19 protein-coding genes and 3 pseudogenes are annotated in these 17,952 nt (G+C 23.8%); 14 read left to right on the top strand and 8 right to left on the bottom strand.

Features of this window, described 5'->3' with window-relative positions:
• Window positions 1-68: 68 nt before the first annotated feature.
• The 7 genes from ABNT63_RS07665 to ABNT63_RS07635 form a co-directional block, all read right to left on the bottom strand.
• Window positions 69-503, bottom strand: coding sequence for a DUF3627 domain-containing protein (locus ABNT63_RS07665; RefSeq protein ID WP_348735183.1), 435 nt, complete (start codon window positions 501-503; stop codon window positions 69-71).
• Between the two features lie 156 nt (window positions 504-659).
• Entirely contained in the window at window positions 660-1,445 is a 786-nt protein-coding gene (locus ABNT63_RS07660) for a DNA adenine methylase (protein ID WP_348735191.1), read from the bottom strand.
• A 250-nt stretch (window positions 1,446-1,695) separates the two neighbouring features.
• Window positions 1,696-1,944, bottom strand: a complete 249-nt coding sequence (locus tag ABNT63_RS07655) for a hypothetical protein (RefSeq protein ID WP_348735190.1) — start codon at window positions 1,942-1,944, stop codon at window positions 1,696-1,698.
• Window positions 1,944-2,093: a hypothetical protein gene (locus ABNT63_RS07650; RefSeq protein WP_348735186.1), complete on the bottom strand. Its 150-nt coding sequence runs from the start codon at window positions 2,091-2,093 to the stop codon at window positions 1,944-1,946. The genes ABNT63_RS07655 and ABNT63_RS07650 overlap by 1 nt, the downstream gene beginning before the upstream one ends.
• Window positions 2,094-3,228: 1,135 nt before the next feature.
• Complete coding sequence (locus tag ABNT63_RS07645; protein ID WP_348735189.1) at window positions 3,229-3,648, bottom strand: hypothetical protein; 420 nt, start codon at window positions 3,646-3,648, stop codon at window positions 3,229-3,231.
• Between the two features lie 260 nt (window positions 3,649-3,908).
• Complete coding sequence (locus ABNT63_RS07640) at window positions 3,909-4,862, bottom strand: hypothetical protein (RefSeq protein WP_348735188.1); 954 nt, start codon at window positions 4,860-4,862, stop codon at window positions 3,909-3,911.
• A 27-nt stretch (window positions 4,863-4,889) separates the two neighbouring features.
• Entirely contained in the window at window positions 4,890-5,168 is a 279-nt protein-coding gene (locus ABNT63_RS07635; protein ID WP_348735187.1) for a hypothetical protein, read from the bottom strand.
• Window positions 5,169-5,478: 310 nt separating this feature from the next.
• Here ABNT63_RS07635 and ABNT63_RS07630 point away from each other — a divergent pair, with 310 nt between their 5' ends.
• The 10 genes and pseudogenes from ABNT63_RS07630 (at window position 5,479) to ABNT63_RS07585 (ending at window position 12,021) form a co-directional block, all read left to right on the top strand.
• Window positions 5,479-5,628, top strand: coding sequence for a hypothetical protein (locus ABNT63_RS07630; protein ID WP_348735186.1), 150 nt, complete (start codon window positions 5,479-5,481; stop codon window positions 5,626-5,628).
• The gene (locus ABNT63_RS07625; protein ID WP_348735185.1) at window positions 5,628-5,876 is read left to right on the top strand and encodes a hypothetical protein; all 249 of its coding nucleotides are present in this window, start codon (window positions 5,628-5,630) and stop codon (window positions 5,874-5,876) included. Before ABNT63_RS07630 ends, ABNT63_RS07625 begins: the two co-directional genes overlap by 1 nt.
• A 219-nt stretch (window positions 5,877-6,095) precedes the next feature.
• The gene (locus ABNT63_RS07620; protein ID WP_348735184.1) at window positions 6,096-6,881 is read left to right on the top strand and encodes a DNA adenine methylase; all 786 of its coding nucleotides are present in this window, start codon (window positions 6,096-6,098) and stop codon (window positions 6,879-6,881) included.
• A gap of 156 nt (window positions 6,882-7,037) precedes the next feature.
• The gene (locus ABNT63_RS07615; RefSeq protein ID WP_348735183.1) at window positions 7,038-7,472 is read left to right on the top strand and encodes a DUF3627 domain-containing protein; all 435 of its coding nucleotides are present in this window, start codon (window positions 7,038-7,040) and stop codon (window positions 7,470-7,472) included.
• Between the two features lie 152 nt (window positions 7,473-7,624).
• Entirely contained in the window at window positions 7,625-7,828 is a 204-nt protein-coding gene (locus ABNT63_RS07610) for a DUF2649 family protein (protein WP_348735169.1), read from the top strand.
• Window positions 7,828-8,840: pseudogene (locus ABNT63_RS07605) on the top strand (hypothetical protein). Before ABNT63_RS07610 ends, ABNT63_RS07605 begins: the two are co-directional and overlap by 1 nt.
• Window positions 8,833-9,240, top strand: a pseudogene (locus ABNT63_RS07600) (hypothetical protein). The pseudogenes ABNT63_RS07605 and ABNT63_RS07600 overlap by 8 nt, the downstream one beginning before the upstream one ends.
• Window positions 9,241-9,338: 98 nt before the next feature.
• Window positions 9,339-9,476, top strand: a complete 138-nt coding sequence (locus ABNT63_RS07595; RefSeq protein WP_348735182.1) for a hypothetical protein — start codon at window positions 9,339-9,341, stop codon at window positions 9,474-9,476.
• Window positions 9,477-9,487: 11 nt separating this feature from the next.
• Window positions 9,488-9,796: a hypothetical protein gene (locus ABNT63_RS07590; protein ID WP_348735181.1), complete on the top strand. Its 309-nt coding sequence runs from the start codon at window positions 9,488-9,490 to the stop codon at window positions 9,794-9,796.
• Window positions 9,797-9,852: 56 nt separating this feature from the next.
• Window positions 9,853-12,021: pseudogene (locus tag ABNT63_RS07585) on the top strand (spiroplasma phage ORF1-like family protein).
• Window positions 12,022-12,371: 350 nt separating this feature from the next.
• Here the strand turns inward: ABNT63_RS07585 and ABNT63_RS07580 are convergent.
• Entirely contained in the window at window positions 12,372-12,494 is a 123-nt protein-coding gene (locus ABNT63_RS07580) for a lipoprotein (RefSeq protein ID WP_348735180.1), read from the bottom strand.
• A 184-nt stretch (window positions 12,495-12,678) separates the two neighbouring features.
• Here ABNT63_RS07580 and ABNT63_RS07575 point away from each other — a divergent pair, with 184 nt between their 5' ends.
• The 4 genes from ABNT63_RS07575 to nadE all read left to right on the top strand — a co-directional run bounded on the left by ABNT63_RS07575 (window position 12,679) and on the right by nadE (window position 17,329).
• Window positions 12,679-13,611 carry an IS30 family transposase gene (locus tag ABNT63_RS07575; protein ID WP_348735179.1) on the top strand — a complete coding sequence of 311 codons (933 nt, stop codon included), beginning with the start codon at window positions 12,679-12,681 and terminating at the stop codon, window positions 13,609-13,611.
• Window positions 13,612-13,887: 276 nt separating this feature from the next.
• Window positions 13,888-14,820 (top strand): tRNA (adenosine(37)-N6)-dimethylallyltransferase MiaA, encoded by a 933-nt coding sequence (gene miaA / locus ABNT63_RS07570; protein ID WP_348735178.1) that lies wholly within the window; start codon window positions 13,888-13,890, stop codon window positions 14,818-14,820.
• A 452-nt stretch (window positions 14,821-15,272) separates the two neighbouring features.
• Entirely contained in the window at window positions 15,273-16,577 is a 1,305-nt protein-coding gene (obgE, locus tag ABNT63_RS07565; RefSeq protein ID WP_348735177.1) for a GTPase ObgE, read from the top strand.
• Window positions 16,577-17,329 (top strand): NAD(+) synthase, encoded by a 753-nt coding sequence (gene nadE / locus ABNT63_RS07560; RefSeq protein WP_348735176.1) that lies wholly within the window; start codon window positions 16,577-16,579, stop codon window positions 17,327-17,329. Before obgE ends, nadE begins: the two co-directional genes overlap by 1 nt.
• Window positions 17,330-17,952: the final 623 nt, after the last annotated feature.

Raw genomic sequence — 17,952 nt, 5'->3', positions numbered from 1 at the left:
ACAAATTCGGGAGCATTTGAATCAATAATATAACTAATAAATTGAACTCAATAATCATATAAACTCATTTAATTTAAATCTTTCAAATCATTAATTAATTCTTGGTCTTTTTCAACAGTTCAATTTGTTAAATTATTATTGTTATTTGTTTTTACTTTTTTAGGTTCAGCAGGGAATAATGCTTTTTTCATTTGTATAAAATAATTTTGTTTATATTGATTATACAAATTAATTATTTGTGTTCCAGTTAAATATTTCCAAACATGTCGTTTTAAATTTTCATCATATTTCACAATAAAATAAGAATTATCATAAATCAAACCAATAGCTACTTGATCAGAATGTTTTTTACTAAAATAAATAAACTTATTATTTAATCAAAAACCAATATGTTTATTGTGGTTAGATAAATTTATAAACGAAGCTTTGTTAGTTTGAAAAACTATAAATTCTGTTCGAATAAAATAATTTTGTACGTTAATATTCTTCTTATAAAAACTCATAAAAACACCTTACTTTCCATATTATATTTACACAATGCCGTATTAAAACCACTTTTATAACTTGGTTTATGATACATTCTCAAAACAAACTACCAACAAATTTTTTATTCAAAATAGAATGACAAATTTGACATTTAAGTTTAATAATTAATCACACTATCTAAAATTTGTAATAATTAATTCTTGACCAAGTTTTGGCTTTTTATTATGTCAATTAGTAGAACTATACACTCATTGAAATTCATTAATATTAAATTCTTTAAACAAGTCTTTAATAAATTCAGAATTATCAATACTTAAAATTCATTTACCTTTAATCTTTAAAATATTATCTTTTAGTTCATAAAAGTTCATTTTTGAATGTTTATAAACTTTTTCTTTATTATAATAATATGGTGGATCTAAATATCAAACAATATTTTTATTCATATAATATTTATTAATAATATTTTTATAGTCCAAATTATAGAACTCAATATTATTTTTAAGATCAAATAATAGTTTTCTAACATTTTGAATTCTCAATAATTTATTAACATTAAAATTTTGTTGTAATCTTTTATCTGTTCAAGTACCTCATTCTTCACCATTAAATGTTAATGCGTTCTTAATTAAAAATTCTTCACCAAAATTTAAACAATAATCATCAAACATTTTTTCTTTCAATTCATTAATAGTTTTTGAATTAGGATATGCTAATTTTTTCAAATAATCCAATTCAATTAAATAAATACCATATTGTCAAAATTCAATTAAACTAGTATGCAAATCATTAAAAACTACTTTGTTACATAACTGCTGGTCTAACACATTTAAGCCAACTGAAGCACCGCCACAAAATAAATCTATAAATTTATCAAATTTAGCCGGTAATAATGCTTTAATTTTATCAAAGTGTTTAGCTTTTCCACCTGACCAAGACAACGGACTAATAAATTTCATTCTAATCCTTCTTTACTATAAAATGTTTAAATAATGTATATATATTGTAATAAACATTGTTATACTAATGTTTAAATAATGTATATGTATTGTAATAAACATTGTTAAATATATAAAATTAAAAATTAAGGCACACTGAAAATAACTACTTAGTTTTAACTAATAGCTATTAAAATATAAAATTATACGTTTATAATTAATCAACCCACATAAAAGCTAGTGTGCCATAATGGATCAGTTATAATAAATATTAAAAGCCTTTAACCATGACACGGAAAAAGTTTAATATTTTAATAATTACTCAAATTCCAAATGGAATTAAAATAATTCAAGCATCACCTAAAAAGGTTATTAATTGTGGTAACATACCATATACAGCATCTTTTACTTTCATCATTGCTTGTCCCAAACCGCTTCAAATAGAATCCATTCCACCTAAAATAGTAGGAGTATCTGTAGCTAGAAAATTAACAGCTGTTGTTGAATACATACCTAACATTATTCTTTATCCTCCTTGTTTTCAATTTCTTTTTTATCTTTTTTCTTACCTCGAATTTGACGAATTTTTTGATAAATCGATAAACCAATTCAAGCAAGAATTCCTAAAATAATAACAATACTAAATATTCATGTTAACCATACTGGCATAATATATCTCCTTTCAATAAATTAAAAAATTGAAATTTGCAAACTCGCTCCACTCGTTGTTGCTTTGCTCCACTTAAAAACATTATTAAATAAATTATCCGCTAATAAATTACGCGGAATAATTTATTCTTTTACTTTTTAATTTCAATATCTTTTGCAATCTTATTGACAGTATTAATAACATTATCTTTTCCATACTTATTTACTAAGGACCGCAAAATAAAATAATGTTTTGTTTGCATAATTTCAACTCCTTAAAACTAACTTAAAAAAGTTAACTAAATTGATAGTTAACTTTTTATCGGTTGGTATTTACAATTTACAAATTAAAAAACTAACATTCAACTGTTAGCCTTTACTTTATTTTAAAAATAACTCTGAACCGCTTTAAGTGCTTGGGTGTAGAGTTACTGATTTATATAGCGGTTAATAACCCCAAACACACCTTAACGTTATAATAAACGTAGAAAACTGTCCTTGCGGACAATTATATTTTATCATATTTTATTTCTTTTTAGAAAAAATGGTAAACCGCATTTATTCAATTCCTAATAAATTAGAAATTACAAAACTTCCGATTAAATAACTAGAAACTGTTCCATAGATATTTGCAACAACTAATTTAACTCCAATTTTTTGTTTAATTAGTAAAATTGGTAAGTTTTCAAAAATATTTTCGTTACTATTAACAACAGAATGGCCATCAACAAAATATTTGGTTCATTTTTCAGGATCTCAGACCGTAAAAGTTAAAATGATTCCTGTAATATCATGACTAATAATATTTTGAATGCTTTCTTTATCGTTTTTGTTGCTATATTCTTTTTAAATATTTTTTAATTGAACATTATAATGTGTCTGCACTTTTTGCAAGTAAGTGTTAAGTAAAAGATAATAAAAAATTCCTTGATCAAATTTTGTGTTTTCATTATAATTTGCGCTAGTAGGATTTAAAGTCCATGAATGAGAATCTTTAAATCAATCTTTTACATTTTCACTACGAAGTTGGTCAACATATAATCAACGTTTTTTGTCATATAAATCTGATTTTTCTGAAATTGGATTATCATAATAAGATACTAAAGTTTCTAAATCAGTTATTGTTTTATTTTTACTTGTTTGATCTAAATATCAATTATATTTCTCAACAACCGTTGGTCACGGCTGACTTCTTAAATCTCGCGATGACAGTAAACTTTTTTTTCATATATTCTAAACTATCTTTTGCTAAATTTTCTTCACTATGAATTTTTTTTAATTGCGACATAGTTAGTTGCATTTGTTTTAAAATATCTTTGTTTTCAATATTAATATTCATAATATTTTCTTTTGGGAAAAAAGTTGGTTTTACTCATGTATCAAGATTATAATCAAATAATGTGTTAACCTTACTATTTTCATCCAAAACAAAGTTATTAATAGTTTTCTTAGTATTTTCTGAAATTTGATTATCTGAAATATAAGGTAAATCAGGGATTGAATTAAATCCAATTGTGTATGTTACCGGAGCAGCTAAGATGCTAATTGCAGCAAAGACACTGAACAATTTTTTCATTCCTATTTATCTCCTTTACCAAGAATTTCACATTTGGTATTGTGTAATTACAAATAATAATATATCATTTTTATAAAAAAACAAGATTAAATTATCTTTTTTCTGTGGAAACCCCAAACATTTAAGAATTTAGCTCATACCGTTAGTAAAATTATAGCACAATTTTAATTTTTAAATAACTTAATCTAAAATAGATCAGACAACATTCAGTTGCATTGATCATATCCAATTTATTTACACCAGGTTTTTCATCACGAATATTAGTTTTTTTCATTATTAATACAATTAAATAATTCTTGATATAAATAACCATTCTTTTTTACTAATATTTCTTTATCATTAAACGTTTTATAAACATCTAAATTATTACTAAAATAAATTTTTCCTTCGGTTAATAATCTTTTTCATTTATAGTGTCGATCTTGTACACTTCATCCTTTTACACCAGTAACTAAAATAGTAGAAAATCTTGTAATATCTAAATCGATATTTTTCCAATCATTATTTTCGAGTAGTTTTTTTCTAACAAAATGGCCAACTGTACGAGCGTCATGTCCAATACAATAACTAAAGTCTTCTTTTAAGTTATGATAAATTTGTGATCAACTATTAATTTTATTAACCATACTATCAACTTTTTCAGTCATATCCTTAAATTCTGTACTTGATATTGATTGTTCTTCAAGAATATAAATTCCTTCAATAAATTCTTCCTTGTCAAATTCAAATCCTATTAAAATTTGAGTAGCATCGTCTTGCCCTTTGATACTATCAGCATAATCAGCACCAATCTTAATTTTAGTAAATCAATATTTATTAATATCTTTTCAAAAAAAATCTTTTGGATTAAAAAATTTTGCGCCAGTAATTAAATCTTTTTTATAGCTATAACGTTCAGCATTAAATTGTCTTTCTCCTCCACGAAATAATGAATCATATACTTCTGGTTTATTTTCATTTAATCAATTTCATAAATCAAATACTCTTTGACTAAGATTTTTATTATTTACTTTAGTAGTGCCTCTGACAACTGTTACACCAATATTATTCATAAAAGTTGGATCATTAAAATATGATATATCATTGTTATCTAATTCTTTTTGTACTTCATCTGTTAATGGAAAAATCGATTGAACAAATGTCTTATAAATAATATGATCAACATTATGATTATTGAAACCAAAAATAATAACCTGTTCTTTTCGCAATTCCATTGTTACATCCTCGTCTGAATAACATAATTATGGAACTACTTCTCTTGTAGTTGTAATATTTTTCCCACGTGAAATTTGAATTATCATATTGAATAATCGATACATATATTCGTTTTCATCTAAAATTGTTGCATCCAATGGAATGACTTTGTATAAACCAAAAAAGGCATATTCCCCTACTGATGCGTCTTGCCCTTCTCAAGTACTTCCATTATCAAAACCAACAACTTTAATTATTCTTCCATTTGGTCATTTGTATTCGAATAAATTATCACTAGCTCTTTTCTTTATTATTTTTGGGACCATTACAAAGATATGGGTTGTTAGTTAAAAACAAGATATAATCTTGTTTTTTCTTTTATGTATAGAAAATTTAATTTAAGGAGTTGAAATTATGCAAACAAAACATTATTTTATTTTGCGGTCCTTAGTAAATAAGTATGGAAAAGATAATGTTATTAATACTGTTAATAAGATAGTAACTAATAATGTAAAAGAAAATGAATAAATTATCCGCGTAATTTATTAACGGTAATTTATTCAATATTGTTTATTTTGAGCGTAGCGAACACGCGAAGCGTGCCGCGCGAGCTAAATTTCTAGGAGGAATTAAGTTATGCCAGTATGGTTAACATGAATATTTAGTATTGTTATTATTTTAGGAATTCTTGCTTGAATTGGTTTATCGATTTATCAAAAAATTCGTCAAATTCGAGGTAAGAAAAAAGATAAAAAAGAAATTGAAAACAAGGAGGATAAAGAATAATGTTAGGTATGTATTCAACAACAGCTGTTAATTTTCTAGCTACAGATACTCCTACTATTTTAGGTGGAATGGATTCTATTTGAAGCGGTTTGGGACAAGCAATGATGAAAGTAAAAGATGCTGTATATGGTATGTTACCACAATTAATGACCTTTTTAGGTGATGCTTGAATTATTTTAATTCCATTTGGAATTTGAGTAATTATTAAAATATTAAACTTTTTCCGTGTCATGGTTAAAGGCTTTTAATATTTATTATAACTGATCCATTCATATATTTTAGCTATGGCACACTAGCTTTTATGTGAGTTGATTAATTATAAACGTATAATTTTATATTTTAATAGCTATTAGTTAAAACTAAGTAGTTATTTTCAGTGTGCCTTAATTTTTAATTTTATATATTTAACAATGTTTATTACAATACATATACATTATTTAAACATTTTATAGTAAAGGAGGATTAGAATGAAATTTATTAGTCCGTTGTCTTGGTCAGGTGGAAAAGCTAAACACTTTGATAAAATTAAAGCATTATTACCGGCTAAATTTGATAAATTTATAGATTTATTTTGTGGCGGTGCTTCAGTTGGCTTAAATGTGTTAGACCAGCAGTTATGTAACAAAGTAGTTTTTAATGATTTGCATACTAGTTTAATTGAATTTTGACAATATGGTATTCATTTAATTGAATTGGATTATTTGAAAAAATTAGCATATCCTAATTCAAAAACTATTAATGAATTGAAAGAAAAAATGTTTGATGATTATTGTTTAAATTTTGGTGAAGAATTTTTAATTAAGAACGCATTAACATTTAATGGTGAAGAATGAGGTACTTGAACAGATAAAAGATTACAACAAAATTTTAATGTTAATAAATTATTGAGAATTCAAAATGTTAGAAGACTATTATTTGATCTTAAAAATAATATTGAGTTCTATAATTTGGACTATAAAAATATTATTAATAAATATTATATGAATAAAAATATTGTTTGATATTTAGATCCACCATATTATTATAATAAAGAAAAAGTTTATAAACATTCAAAAATGAACTTTTATGAACTAAAAGATAATATTTTAAAGATTAAAGGTAAATGAATTTTAAGTATTGATAATTCTGAATTTATTAAAGACTTGTTTAAAGAATTTAATATTAATGAATTTCAATGAGTGTATAGTTCTACTAATTGACATAATAAAAAGTCAAAACTTGGCCAAGAATTAATTATTACAAATTTTAGATAGTGTGATTAATTATTAAACTTAAATGTCAAATTTGTCATTCTATTTTGAATAAAAAATTTGTTGGTAGTTTGTTTTGAGAATGTATCATAAACCAAGTTATAAAAGTGGTTTTAATACGGCATTGTGTAAATATAATATGGAAAGTAAGGTGTTTTTATGAGTTTTTATAAGAAGAATATTAACGTACAAAATTATTTTATTCGAACAGAATTTATAGTTTTTCAAACTAACAAAGCTTCGTTTATAAATTTATCTAACCACAATAAACATATTGGTTTTTGATTAAATAATAAGTTTATTTATTTTAGTAAAAAACATTCTGATCAAGTAGCTATTGGTTTGATTTATGATAATTCTTATTTTATTGTGAAATATGATGAAAATTTAAAACGACATGTTTGGAAATATTTAACTGGAACACAAATAATTAATTTGTATAATCAATATAAACAAAATTATTTTATACAAATGAAAAAAGCATTATTCCCTGCTGAACCTAAAAAAGTAAAAACAAATAACAATAATAATTTAACAAATTGAACTGTTGAAAAAGACCAAGAATTAATTAATGATTTGAAAGATTTAAATTAAATGAGTTTATATGATTATTGAGTTCAATTTATTAGTTATATTATTGATTCAAATGCTCCCGAATTTGTGTATGTTATATCGTTTGTATTATTTATCGTTTTATTTTTTGGAATGTTTTTTAAACTTATTCAAAAAATGTGGAGTTTTTAAAAATGCAAAATGATTGAGAAAAATTAAAAGAGTTTTTTATTCATGTCTTTTTGTTTATAGATAAAACAAATGTTGAAAATATTACAACTTTAAATTTAACACAAAATGAATATTTAACTTTGATGGTTGGTGTTTGAATTGTAATTTTGTTTTTAACTTGGTTTTTATTGTGAATGATTTTTAAAATAGTTGGGTATTTTAAATAATGAAAAAGTTTGTATTTTTTTTAAAAAATTATTGTTATATTAGCGGTTCAATGGTTTTGTTTAGTTTAATTGATTTATTATTTTGAATTATTTCTTTAAATTACACCGGCTTAGTTTTTTGACTATTATTTGTTTTACAATGTGTATATTTTTTTGGTGATTATGAAAAAATATTTTTTATCAGTTAAATGCATTTAGGTTAGTTGTTTTTGTTTGAGATAACCCTTTGTCCGTTATCATTGGTAAGTTAGGAACAGGTAAAACATTACTTTTAACTTATTTGTCTCAGTCTATGAAATTATTAATAGATGAAATTTATACTAATTATCCATTAGAAGATGACAAGGTTAAAGTTTTAACATTTAAAAATTTGGATTTTACTGATCGAACAAAACCAGTTCCTCCAGATGATAGTGTTATTTTATTTGATAAAAGTTATTTATATATTGATGTAACTAGTCCGCACGATGAGAAAAAAGTTCATAGTGGTAAGATGCCTTGAATTGTGTTAGCAAGACATTTTGGACATCGTGCTTTGTTTACTGCTCAGCGTGAGGGTATGATTTAAAACAATATTAGGCAATTAGAAAGTGGTATTATTATTCCAATTTCACTTAAAAAACCAATTGTTAAAAAAGGATTTAATATTTTTAATCGTAGTTTTGTTATGCGAATTGGTATTTTTCAAGATATTACAGATTATGAAATTTGAAAAACAAAATCAGTAGAACGAACAGCAGAAGGTAAACGAGCAAAACATAAGTCAGATGTTGGTTTAGGAATTCGGTTTTTTAAGATAATTATTCCGCTTGAATTTGCTAATAAATACGATAGTTATTGATTAAGTTTTGTTTGTGATTTGAAAAACGATGAGGTTGTTAATAAAAAAGAATACTTTTGAAAAGATATATCAAAATTAAATAATAAATAACGCTTAGAATTATTTGATATTGATATTTTGAAAAAGAATTTAAAACCTAAAAAAGAAAAAGGAAGTGGTAAAGATGATTAATTTATTATCAGAAAGTAGTAATTGAGACAAAATTTTTAGTTTCATTTTTGATACTTTTTTATTTGTTTTTGATGTGATTTGAAATACTAAATTACCAATGACAAATATAACAATTGCTTATTTTTTAATCTTTTTTATGGTTATTAAATTATCAATTTATGCAATTCACGGAACATCAACTAATTATAACGATTTAGGTTCAACGATTAAAAGTGGTGTTATCAATAATTCTAAACTATACGGTGCTATTGTTCGGAGTGTTTCTAGTACTAAATAAGGTTTACAAAAACATATTAAAGAACGTAAACAATTTAAAATTAATCGTAATAAATAACAATTATCAAGTTTAGCTAGGCAAGCAAAAACAAGAGAACAAGGATATCGAAGGGTGAATAAATAATAATTAGATTAGTTTTTTTAGTAGCGGCAATCGTTATATTTGGAACCCGATTTATTACGGTTATTATTAATCAGTTGACATCAGCAAAAAATATTATTATGGATTTATATAATTCTGATACTTTTTTACTTTCTTTGTTTGGCAAAATGGCAATTTTATTTAGTCATCCGTTAATGTTAACAATATCAAGTTTATATATTATTGGTTTTATTATTTCAAAAACATTATATAGTTAGGAGTTAAATTTATGAAAAGTAATGTAGAAAATAAAAAAGAAAAGAAACAAAATGGTTTATTTATTTCTTGGGTTGATTTGATTTTATATTTTATTATAAGTTTTTTGTTAATTCTTGTATGTGTATTAGATACAGTTTCGACGATTGAAGAATTAAAAGAAAAATATGCTGGTATAAATGGTTATATAATTTATGGTTTATGATTTGATATATTGTGATATATCTTAATAATTCATTATTTTTATGGTTATTTATTTAATGAAATTATTAAATTAATAAAAGAAAATCGTAAAAATAAGTTGGTAGATAATAATGCGTAAGTTTTTAGTATTATTTTCGTTTGTACCAATTTTATTGATTTTTTTCATTGGGTGCAATGAAATTACAACAAAAACATCAATCACAACAAACAGCAAAACAAATAAGAATAAAGCGAAGTGTAGAAACGGGCATTAATGAAACTGATTTTATTAATACGATGTTTTTACGCAGTACTTTTTTTGAAAATTGAAGTGATACCAATTATTTTATTAATCCGACTTTAAAAACATCACAATCATTAACTTATAATGATAAGTGATACTTAGATTTTTTAAAGGATAGTTATTCAACTGGTGTTTCTTATGATAAACCAAGTGATAAATTTATGGATTTATATAAAAATTGAGATAGTTATGTTAAACAATATAACATTGATAAATTCTATGATGTTGATAAAAAACATTTTTTAAAAGAATTAACAAATTTTTCGTATTCATTTGCAAAATATTTTAATACTGTTGAAATTATAAATAAATTAGAAAAAAGTGTTGATAATTTGCAACAAGTTAATTTAAAGTTTCAAAATTGAAAATTAGATAATAATCCTAATTTTATTAATTATAAAGTTGATAATAAATGATATATTGTAATTTTTCAAAATAATACAAAAGATTGATATATTATTAATTTTTTAAATAATAGTACAAATGATAAAATTTTAGGTACTTTTTCATTTGATGGCATTAAAAAAAATATTTATTTATCTGATCTTAGAAATTATTTTAAAAATGATAATGTTAAAACAATTTATCGTTGAGATGAAAATAATGAACCACAAACACCAGATGTTGATAAAGATACTGGTAGTGTTATTTTTTGGACTGATACTAATTATCAAAATACTCGTTATTTTTTATTAAAATATATTAATGCTATTGTGCAAGAAAATATTCGAGTTCAACAAGGTGGTAATCTAGATTATGATGATCCAAATTTAGGTAGTCAAAGAATTATTTTTGATTTTGAAATTATTAATAATTTGAATAAGTCTAGTATTGGTACTATTTTAACTAAAAAATCAATTTATCGAATGATTTTAACGATTGATGAACGAAAAAATATTATTGCTGGGAGTTTAGAGTTAACACATCTTAAACAATATTGAAATGGATATGATTATAATAATTATCAGTATACTGATGATTTAGGTTTTTTATTTTCTTTTATGAAAGATAAGGAAAATACATTTAATTTTAGTGCTGAAACATATAATTATTATCAGGGTAATACTCCTAATACTGGTAAAGAGATTTTTGAACAGATGAAAGGTCAAATTGATATTAATAAATTTTTAAAAGCATTTTTTGCTCATGCTTTAGTTCCAGTATTTCAAAATCATAGTAATTTTATTGAAAGTTGATATATTGATAATTTACAATATGATACGGTTTTAATTAACTTTTTTGGTTTAAAATTAGTTAATTTTACAGATGTATTAATTGAGGAAAGCAATATTAATAAAACTCAATTTGAAAAATTATTAAATAGTATGTTTATGGTTTCTTAAAATTTTTATAAAGATTATTTACGAACAATTTTTGATTTAGAAAATAATACTTATGTGCAAGGATATAATAAAAAATATGGTTTATTAGCGAATAATGGTTTTAAAATTTATCCACGTTACTTTTATTTTTCTGATAAATACAAACAATTAGATATTAAATTGTATTCAGCGTTTAAAAATCGGTTTTATAATACAAATTATGGTAATGTGTTTAACTATGATTTTTCAGTTTCAAATGATTATAATATTAATCAAAATGAAGGTTATGTTTTTGAAGGTTCTTTAAAAGATAAATATGGTTTAAAATATAAAAAAATTGAAGAACAAAAAATTGGTTATAATGTTTTTGAATTACAAGCCCAAAAAGAAAATGATATGTATTGTTATTATGATTTTAATTTTGGTATTTATAACTGACAAGAAATAAATAATGGTGGATTATTTCCCGATGGTCAATGATGACAAGCACAATATGAAAGTTGTAGTTGATATAATTTAGCGTGTCATATTCGTAATGCGGCAATTTGAATTGTTAATAATATTCCGAGTGTAAAACAAGTAAACGAATTAGCGAGTGGAGTTGGAAAAATTTTTGAAACAATATATACTTTTTTTAATCAAACATTTGAGGTATGAAAATTTAGTCCAGCATTATATAATACAATAACAAATATATTTTTATTAATTATTTTTATGAAATTTGTACGATTAATATAAAAGAAAGTATATAGTTCCTTTTATTCTTTTCAATCTGTAATTTTACCAGTATCTTTATCAACATCTGGTGTTTGTGGTTCATTATTTTCATCTCAACGATAAATTGTTCTAACATTATCATTTTTAAAATAATTTCTAAGATTAGATAAATAAATATTTTTTTTAATGCCATCAAATGAAAAAGTACCTAAAATTTTATCATTTGTATTATTATTTAAAAAATTAATAATATATCAATCTTTTGTATTATTTTGAAAAATTACAATATATCATTTATTATCAACTTTATAATTAATAAAATTAGAATTATTAACTACTTTTCAACTACTATTTTCTGGTGGTTGTTGTGGTTATGGTTTATTATTTTCGTTTTTGCTATTATTATTTGGTTTAGGTTTATCACAAGCAACTAAATTTGTTGTACTTGTTGCTGTTAATCCGATTGCTCCTAAAATACTTAATAACTTTTTCATATATTTATCCCTTTCTGTGAAATGTTATAATCTTTATAAAAAGTATAACATATTTTAGGGGTAAAATATGAAAAAATATGAAAGATTAGATTTTAATGAAAGAGTAAATTTAGAAAAATTAAAAGATAATGATTTGTTTAAAAAGAAAAATGGAACCATTAATATTAATAAAATTGCTAAGTAAATGAGTAGGTCTTATTCTGTAATTTGAGAAGAATTAAATATGTTTGATAATATTAATGATTATAATGCTACAAAAGTACAAAAAATACATGATAAAAAGAAAAAACAATGTCGTAAATATTCAATATTAAATTCACAAGAATTAAGTCATTTTTCTAATGAATATAATAATTTTGGTCGTTCTCCACAAAATATTATTATGTCATATGAATTACAATATAATATAAAATTTAGTGTATGTTTTAAAACAATGTATAAATATATTAGATTAGGTTATTTTAATTTAGCAAAAGATAATTTGTATTTTAAAAATAAAAAGCGAAAAACTAAAAATGGTGAAAAAAATGATAATCGTGGAAAATTAATTAATGTTAAAAATTATCAACAATTTTTAAATGATTATGGTGATGATTTAAATTTTAGTGGAATATGAGAAATGGATACTATTGATTGTGGTAATTTTTATTTGTTAGTTTTGGTAAATCGAAAATCTAAAATAGTTTTTTATGATATTCTATTTACTAAAAAATCAAGTATTGTGTTAATGATTTTAATGAAAATGATTAGACAAATTGGTAGTAATAAATTTAGTTGTATTTTAACAGATAGAGGAAAAGAATTTTATAAATGAAAACCAATAGAAAAATGTTTTAAAATAAGAGTTTATTTTTGTGATCCTGGTAAACCAAAACAAAAAGCATTAGTAGAACGAATAAATATAGATATAAGGCGATGATTTGGACCAAATGAACCTTTGATTAATATTCGTAGTAGATTAAAAAATGTTTTAGATATATTAAACACTACCATTAGACCTTGTTTAGGGAATTTTACATCAAGACAATATTTTAAAAGAGTTTGTGGTCGTATAAAGAAAATTGGGGTTTTTTATAAAAACAAGAAAAAAATGTCTTTATTTTATTGAACTAAATAATATTTAAAAACAAAAACCCTAATCTTTTACATGCGACCGTTTTGTTCATTAAATTAGTTATACTATATAAGATTAATAAAATTTATTTTTTCTTGTGTTTATTTTTAAATAATTATTGTGAAAAATATATTTTTTTAATATTTTTTGAAATTATTGTTTTTTTATTTTTAATTTGCTATATTTTTTCTAAATTTTTATCGTTTAGTTTTACAGTATACATTTGAAAAAAATGAATTATCCGATAAAATTTATAAAGAAATTAGTGAGGTTTTGATTGTGCAGAAAAAAGTTATTTTAATTGTTGGTCCAACAGGAAGTGGTAAAACTGATTTATCAATTAAGATGGCTCAGCGTTTTAATGGGGAATGTATTAATGCTGATGCTACTCAAATTTTTAATGGGTTAAATCTTGCAACAAATAAAATAACACCATCTGAACAAGTTGGTATTCTACACCATTTATTATCAACAATTGATTTAAATGAGAATTATTCCATTAAGATGTATCAACAAGAAGGGCGAAAAATATTAGCTCAATTATGAACTAAAAATAAGTTTCCAATTGTAGTTGGTGGTAGTGGGTTGTATATTAATGCACTATTAAAAAATTATCAATTTTCTGACCAGGGTCGTGATTTATTAAAGACAAAAGAATATGAATATATTTCTAATTATGCTTTGTGAGAAAAATTAGCAGCAATTGATCCGCAAGAGAGTAATAAAGTTCATCCTAATAATCGAAAACGTGTTTGGCGGGCATTAGAATACTATTTTCAAACCGGAACATTAAAATCAGTTAATGATCATCACCGTAATGAATGATATATTGAACCATATATTATTGGGTTATTACCAGATAAAACAGAACTGCATCAATATTTATCTGAACGGGTATTACGATTAACAGAGCGGGGTTTATTTGCTGAAGTTGAAGCAGCATATAAATATTGCAATTATGATTCAGCAAAACAAAGTATGAAAATTATTGGCTGTCCAGAGATTATTCGTTATTTAAAAGGCGAGCTTTCATATTATGCAACATTAGCAACACTGGTTCAAGCTAATAAAATTTATGCTAAAAAACAAATAACATGATTTAAAAATCAATTAACAAATGTTCATTGATATTCATTTTCTTATTCACAGTTTGATGATCTTTGTCAACAAATTATGGTTGAATTTAAAAATAGTAATTATTTAAAATCATAATTTACTTTTAATAATATTTTCTAAAAAACAATTTTAATTGTTTTTTTCTTTTTTAAAGATTAAATAACTCCTAAAATATTTAAATTTTGTTATAATATAATATGTCCAAATATAAAAACGATTTAAGAATTAAAGAAAAAAATTAAAGTAGGTTTCTTTACTTATCAAGATAAATTTATATAACTTAATTAATAAATTTTTTAATATAAGGAGAATTAGTGCAAGAAATATTTTAATATACTAAAAGTATCTTCTAATTTTATAATAAGTTATTGAAGAAAAAAATAAAAAGGGTTACTTTTAATTAACAAAGTAGTTTTAAAACAATTAGAAGTATTAAGCTAGGAAAAACAAAGATAACATTGTTAGTAGATAAAAATTATTTATAATGTAATGACAATGGTGATTATTTTTAAGGGCACAAAATTAACATAATGAGAAAAGGATACGTAATGAAATTTATTGATGTTGCAACAATTAAATTATTTGCAGGAAAAGGCGGTGATGGTGCCGTTGCTTTTCATCGTGAATTATATGTTCCAAAAAGTGGTCCTTCGGGTGGCGATGGTGGTAATGGTGGTAGCATTATTTTTGTTGGCGATGAAGGGATAAATACATTACTTGATTTAAAATATCAGAGAGAAATTAAAGCAGCCGATGGTCAAAATGGAAGCATTAAAAATATGCATGGTAAAAATGCTATTAATAAGTATATTAAAGTTCCGTTAGGTACATTAATTTATAATAATCAAACAAATGAAATTATTGGTGATATTACTACTCATCAGCAAGAAGTTGTCTTAGCAAAAGGTGGCCAGGGTGGCCGTGGTAATGCTCGCTTTGCAAATTCTAAAAATAAAGCACCGACTATCTTTGAAGCTGGTGATTTAGGGGAGACATTAGAGATTCGTTGTGAATTAAAAGTTTTAGCTGATGTTGGTCTAGTTGGTTTACCGAATGCTGGTAAATCAACTTTATTAGCAAAAATTTCAAAAGCTAAACCACAAATAGCTGATTATTCATTTACTACCTTAACCCCGCAATTAGGAGTGGTTCAAGATCAAAAACATCATAGTTTTGTTGTTGCAGATTTACCAGGATTAATTGCTGGCGCAGCAGCAGGTAAGGGACTAGGACATGATTTTTTACGCCATATTGAACGTTGTAAATTGATTGTTCATGTCTTAGATATGTCAGGGAATTATGGAACAGAAGATGTTTACCAAAATTATTTAAATATTAAAACAGAATTAAAAAAATATAATTATAAATTAGAATTACGATCAGAAATTATTGTAGCAAATAAAATGGATCTTGAGATTGCAGCAAAAAATTTAATTAAATTTAAGACGCAAATTCCAACTGCAGAAATTATTGAAGTTAGTGGTTTAATGAATCAAAATTTATCATTGTTAATAAATCAAATTGGGGCAGCTTTGACAAAAATTAAGGATAATAAAGCATTATGGCAATTAGATGAAATAACATCAACGGAAGAAGATTATAAAGTATATAAGTATACCGCACCAATTGAACAAGAGGTGGAAGTTGTTAATCTTGGCAATGGTGTTTGAAAAGTAGCGGGGGCAGCAGTTTATCAAGCTTATCATAAAACACCAATTACAACTTATGATAATCTATTATTATTTAATAAAAAATTACAAGATTTAAAAGTTTTTGAAATATTACGAGCAAAAGGAGCAAAAGCAGGAGATATTGTTCGAATTTTTGATTACGAATTAGAATGGGATGGATAATGATGAAAGAATTAAAACAATATTTGAGTTATTTAGTAAAATGAATTAAAACAGAAGTAACAAAATCCAAATGCGAAGGGGTTATTGTTGGTTTATCTGGCGGAATTGATTCAGCTGTTGTTAGTTTATTAGCAAAACAAGCTTTTCCTAATCATCATTTAGCAGTTATCATGCCCTGTCATTCTGATTATTTTGATCAAGAATGTGCACAATTATTAATTAATAATCATCAATTAAATTATCATCTTGTTGATTTAACAGCAACATATGATAATTTAATTGCAACATTAGCTTTACCATCACATCAATTAGCATTCGCTAATATTAAACCACGGTTACGAATGACGACCCTATATGCTTTAGCACAAAGCCATAATTATATGGTTTTGGGTACAAATAATGCTGATGAATGACATGTTGGATATTTTACTAAATATGGTGATGGTTCTGCTGATTTAGTTCCTATTATTCATTTACTAAAATCTGAAGTTCAGAAAGCAGCAAAACTACTAGGTGTGCCATCACAAATTATTTCACGTCCACCAACAGCGGGATTATGGACTAATCAAACTGACGAAAAAGAATTAGGATTTATCTATCAACAATTAGATTATTATTTACAAGGAAAATCGGTTCCAGCAGCTATTGCACAACGAATTAAACAATTACATCAAACTTCTGAACATAAACGACGATTACCTAAAGGACCACCCAATATTTTTAGTTCGTTAATTTCTGTTAGCAAAAATTAAAATTGTTTTGCAATTAATTAGTATTGTAAAACTTTTTTTAATTAGAATTAATGTCTTTATTTTTTAGTAATTTCAAAGAAAGAACATTTTTTTGAAGTTAAGTTTTAGAATTTCCAAAGTTATATATTTCAATTATTACATTATGTCTTTGAACAATTATAATATTTATTTTAAGTAAACTTATATTTAAATGAGAAATTGGAATTAACTAATGTAGATAATTTAGTTTTTTTAAATTTAAATATTACTACTAAATAATGTTAAGATATTTTTAAAACATAGAATATTAGATTATTTTTTATTACAAAAGTAATTTATTGTAAGGAATATTTTATTTATGAATGGGCATACATTTAGGTTTTATAAAAAATTATTTTTTTATTATTTATTATTAATTTGTTTTTATTACTTAATTTATTATTTACATATCATATTTTAGGAGTCAAAAACAGTCTATGCTTTTAAAATGTGACTATTAATTATTATTTTGATAGCAAAATTAAGTAAACTAAAACAATTAATTTTAATTAGGATTTTTAATAAAATCAAGGAAACTAAATGTTTCCAAAAAGTGCGAGCACCACCTTTATGATAAAGTTAATACATTTTTGTTTAAAGTGGAT

This window comes from Spiroplasma endosymbiont of Ammophila pubescens, from assembly GCF_964020965.1.
In the GTDB taxonomy this organism is placed as follows: domain Bacteria; phylum Bacillota_I; class Bacilli_A; order Mycoplasmatales; family Mycoplasmataceae; genus Spiroplasma.
The sequence above is the reverse complement of the archived record's forward strand: the minus strand, read 5'-3'. Positions and strand labels throughout refer to the sequence as shown.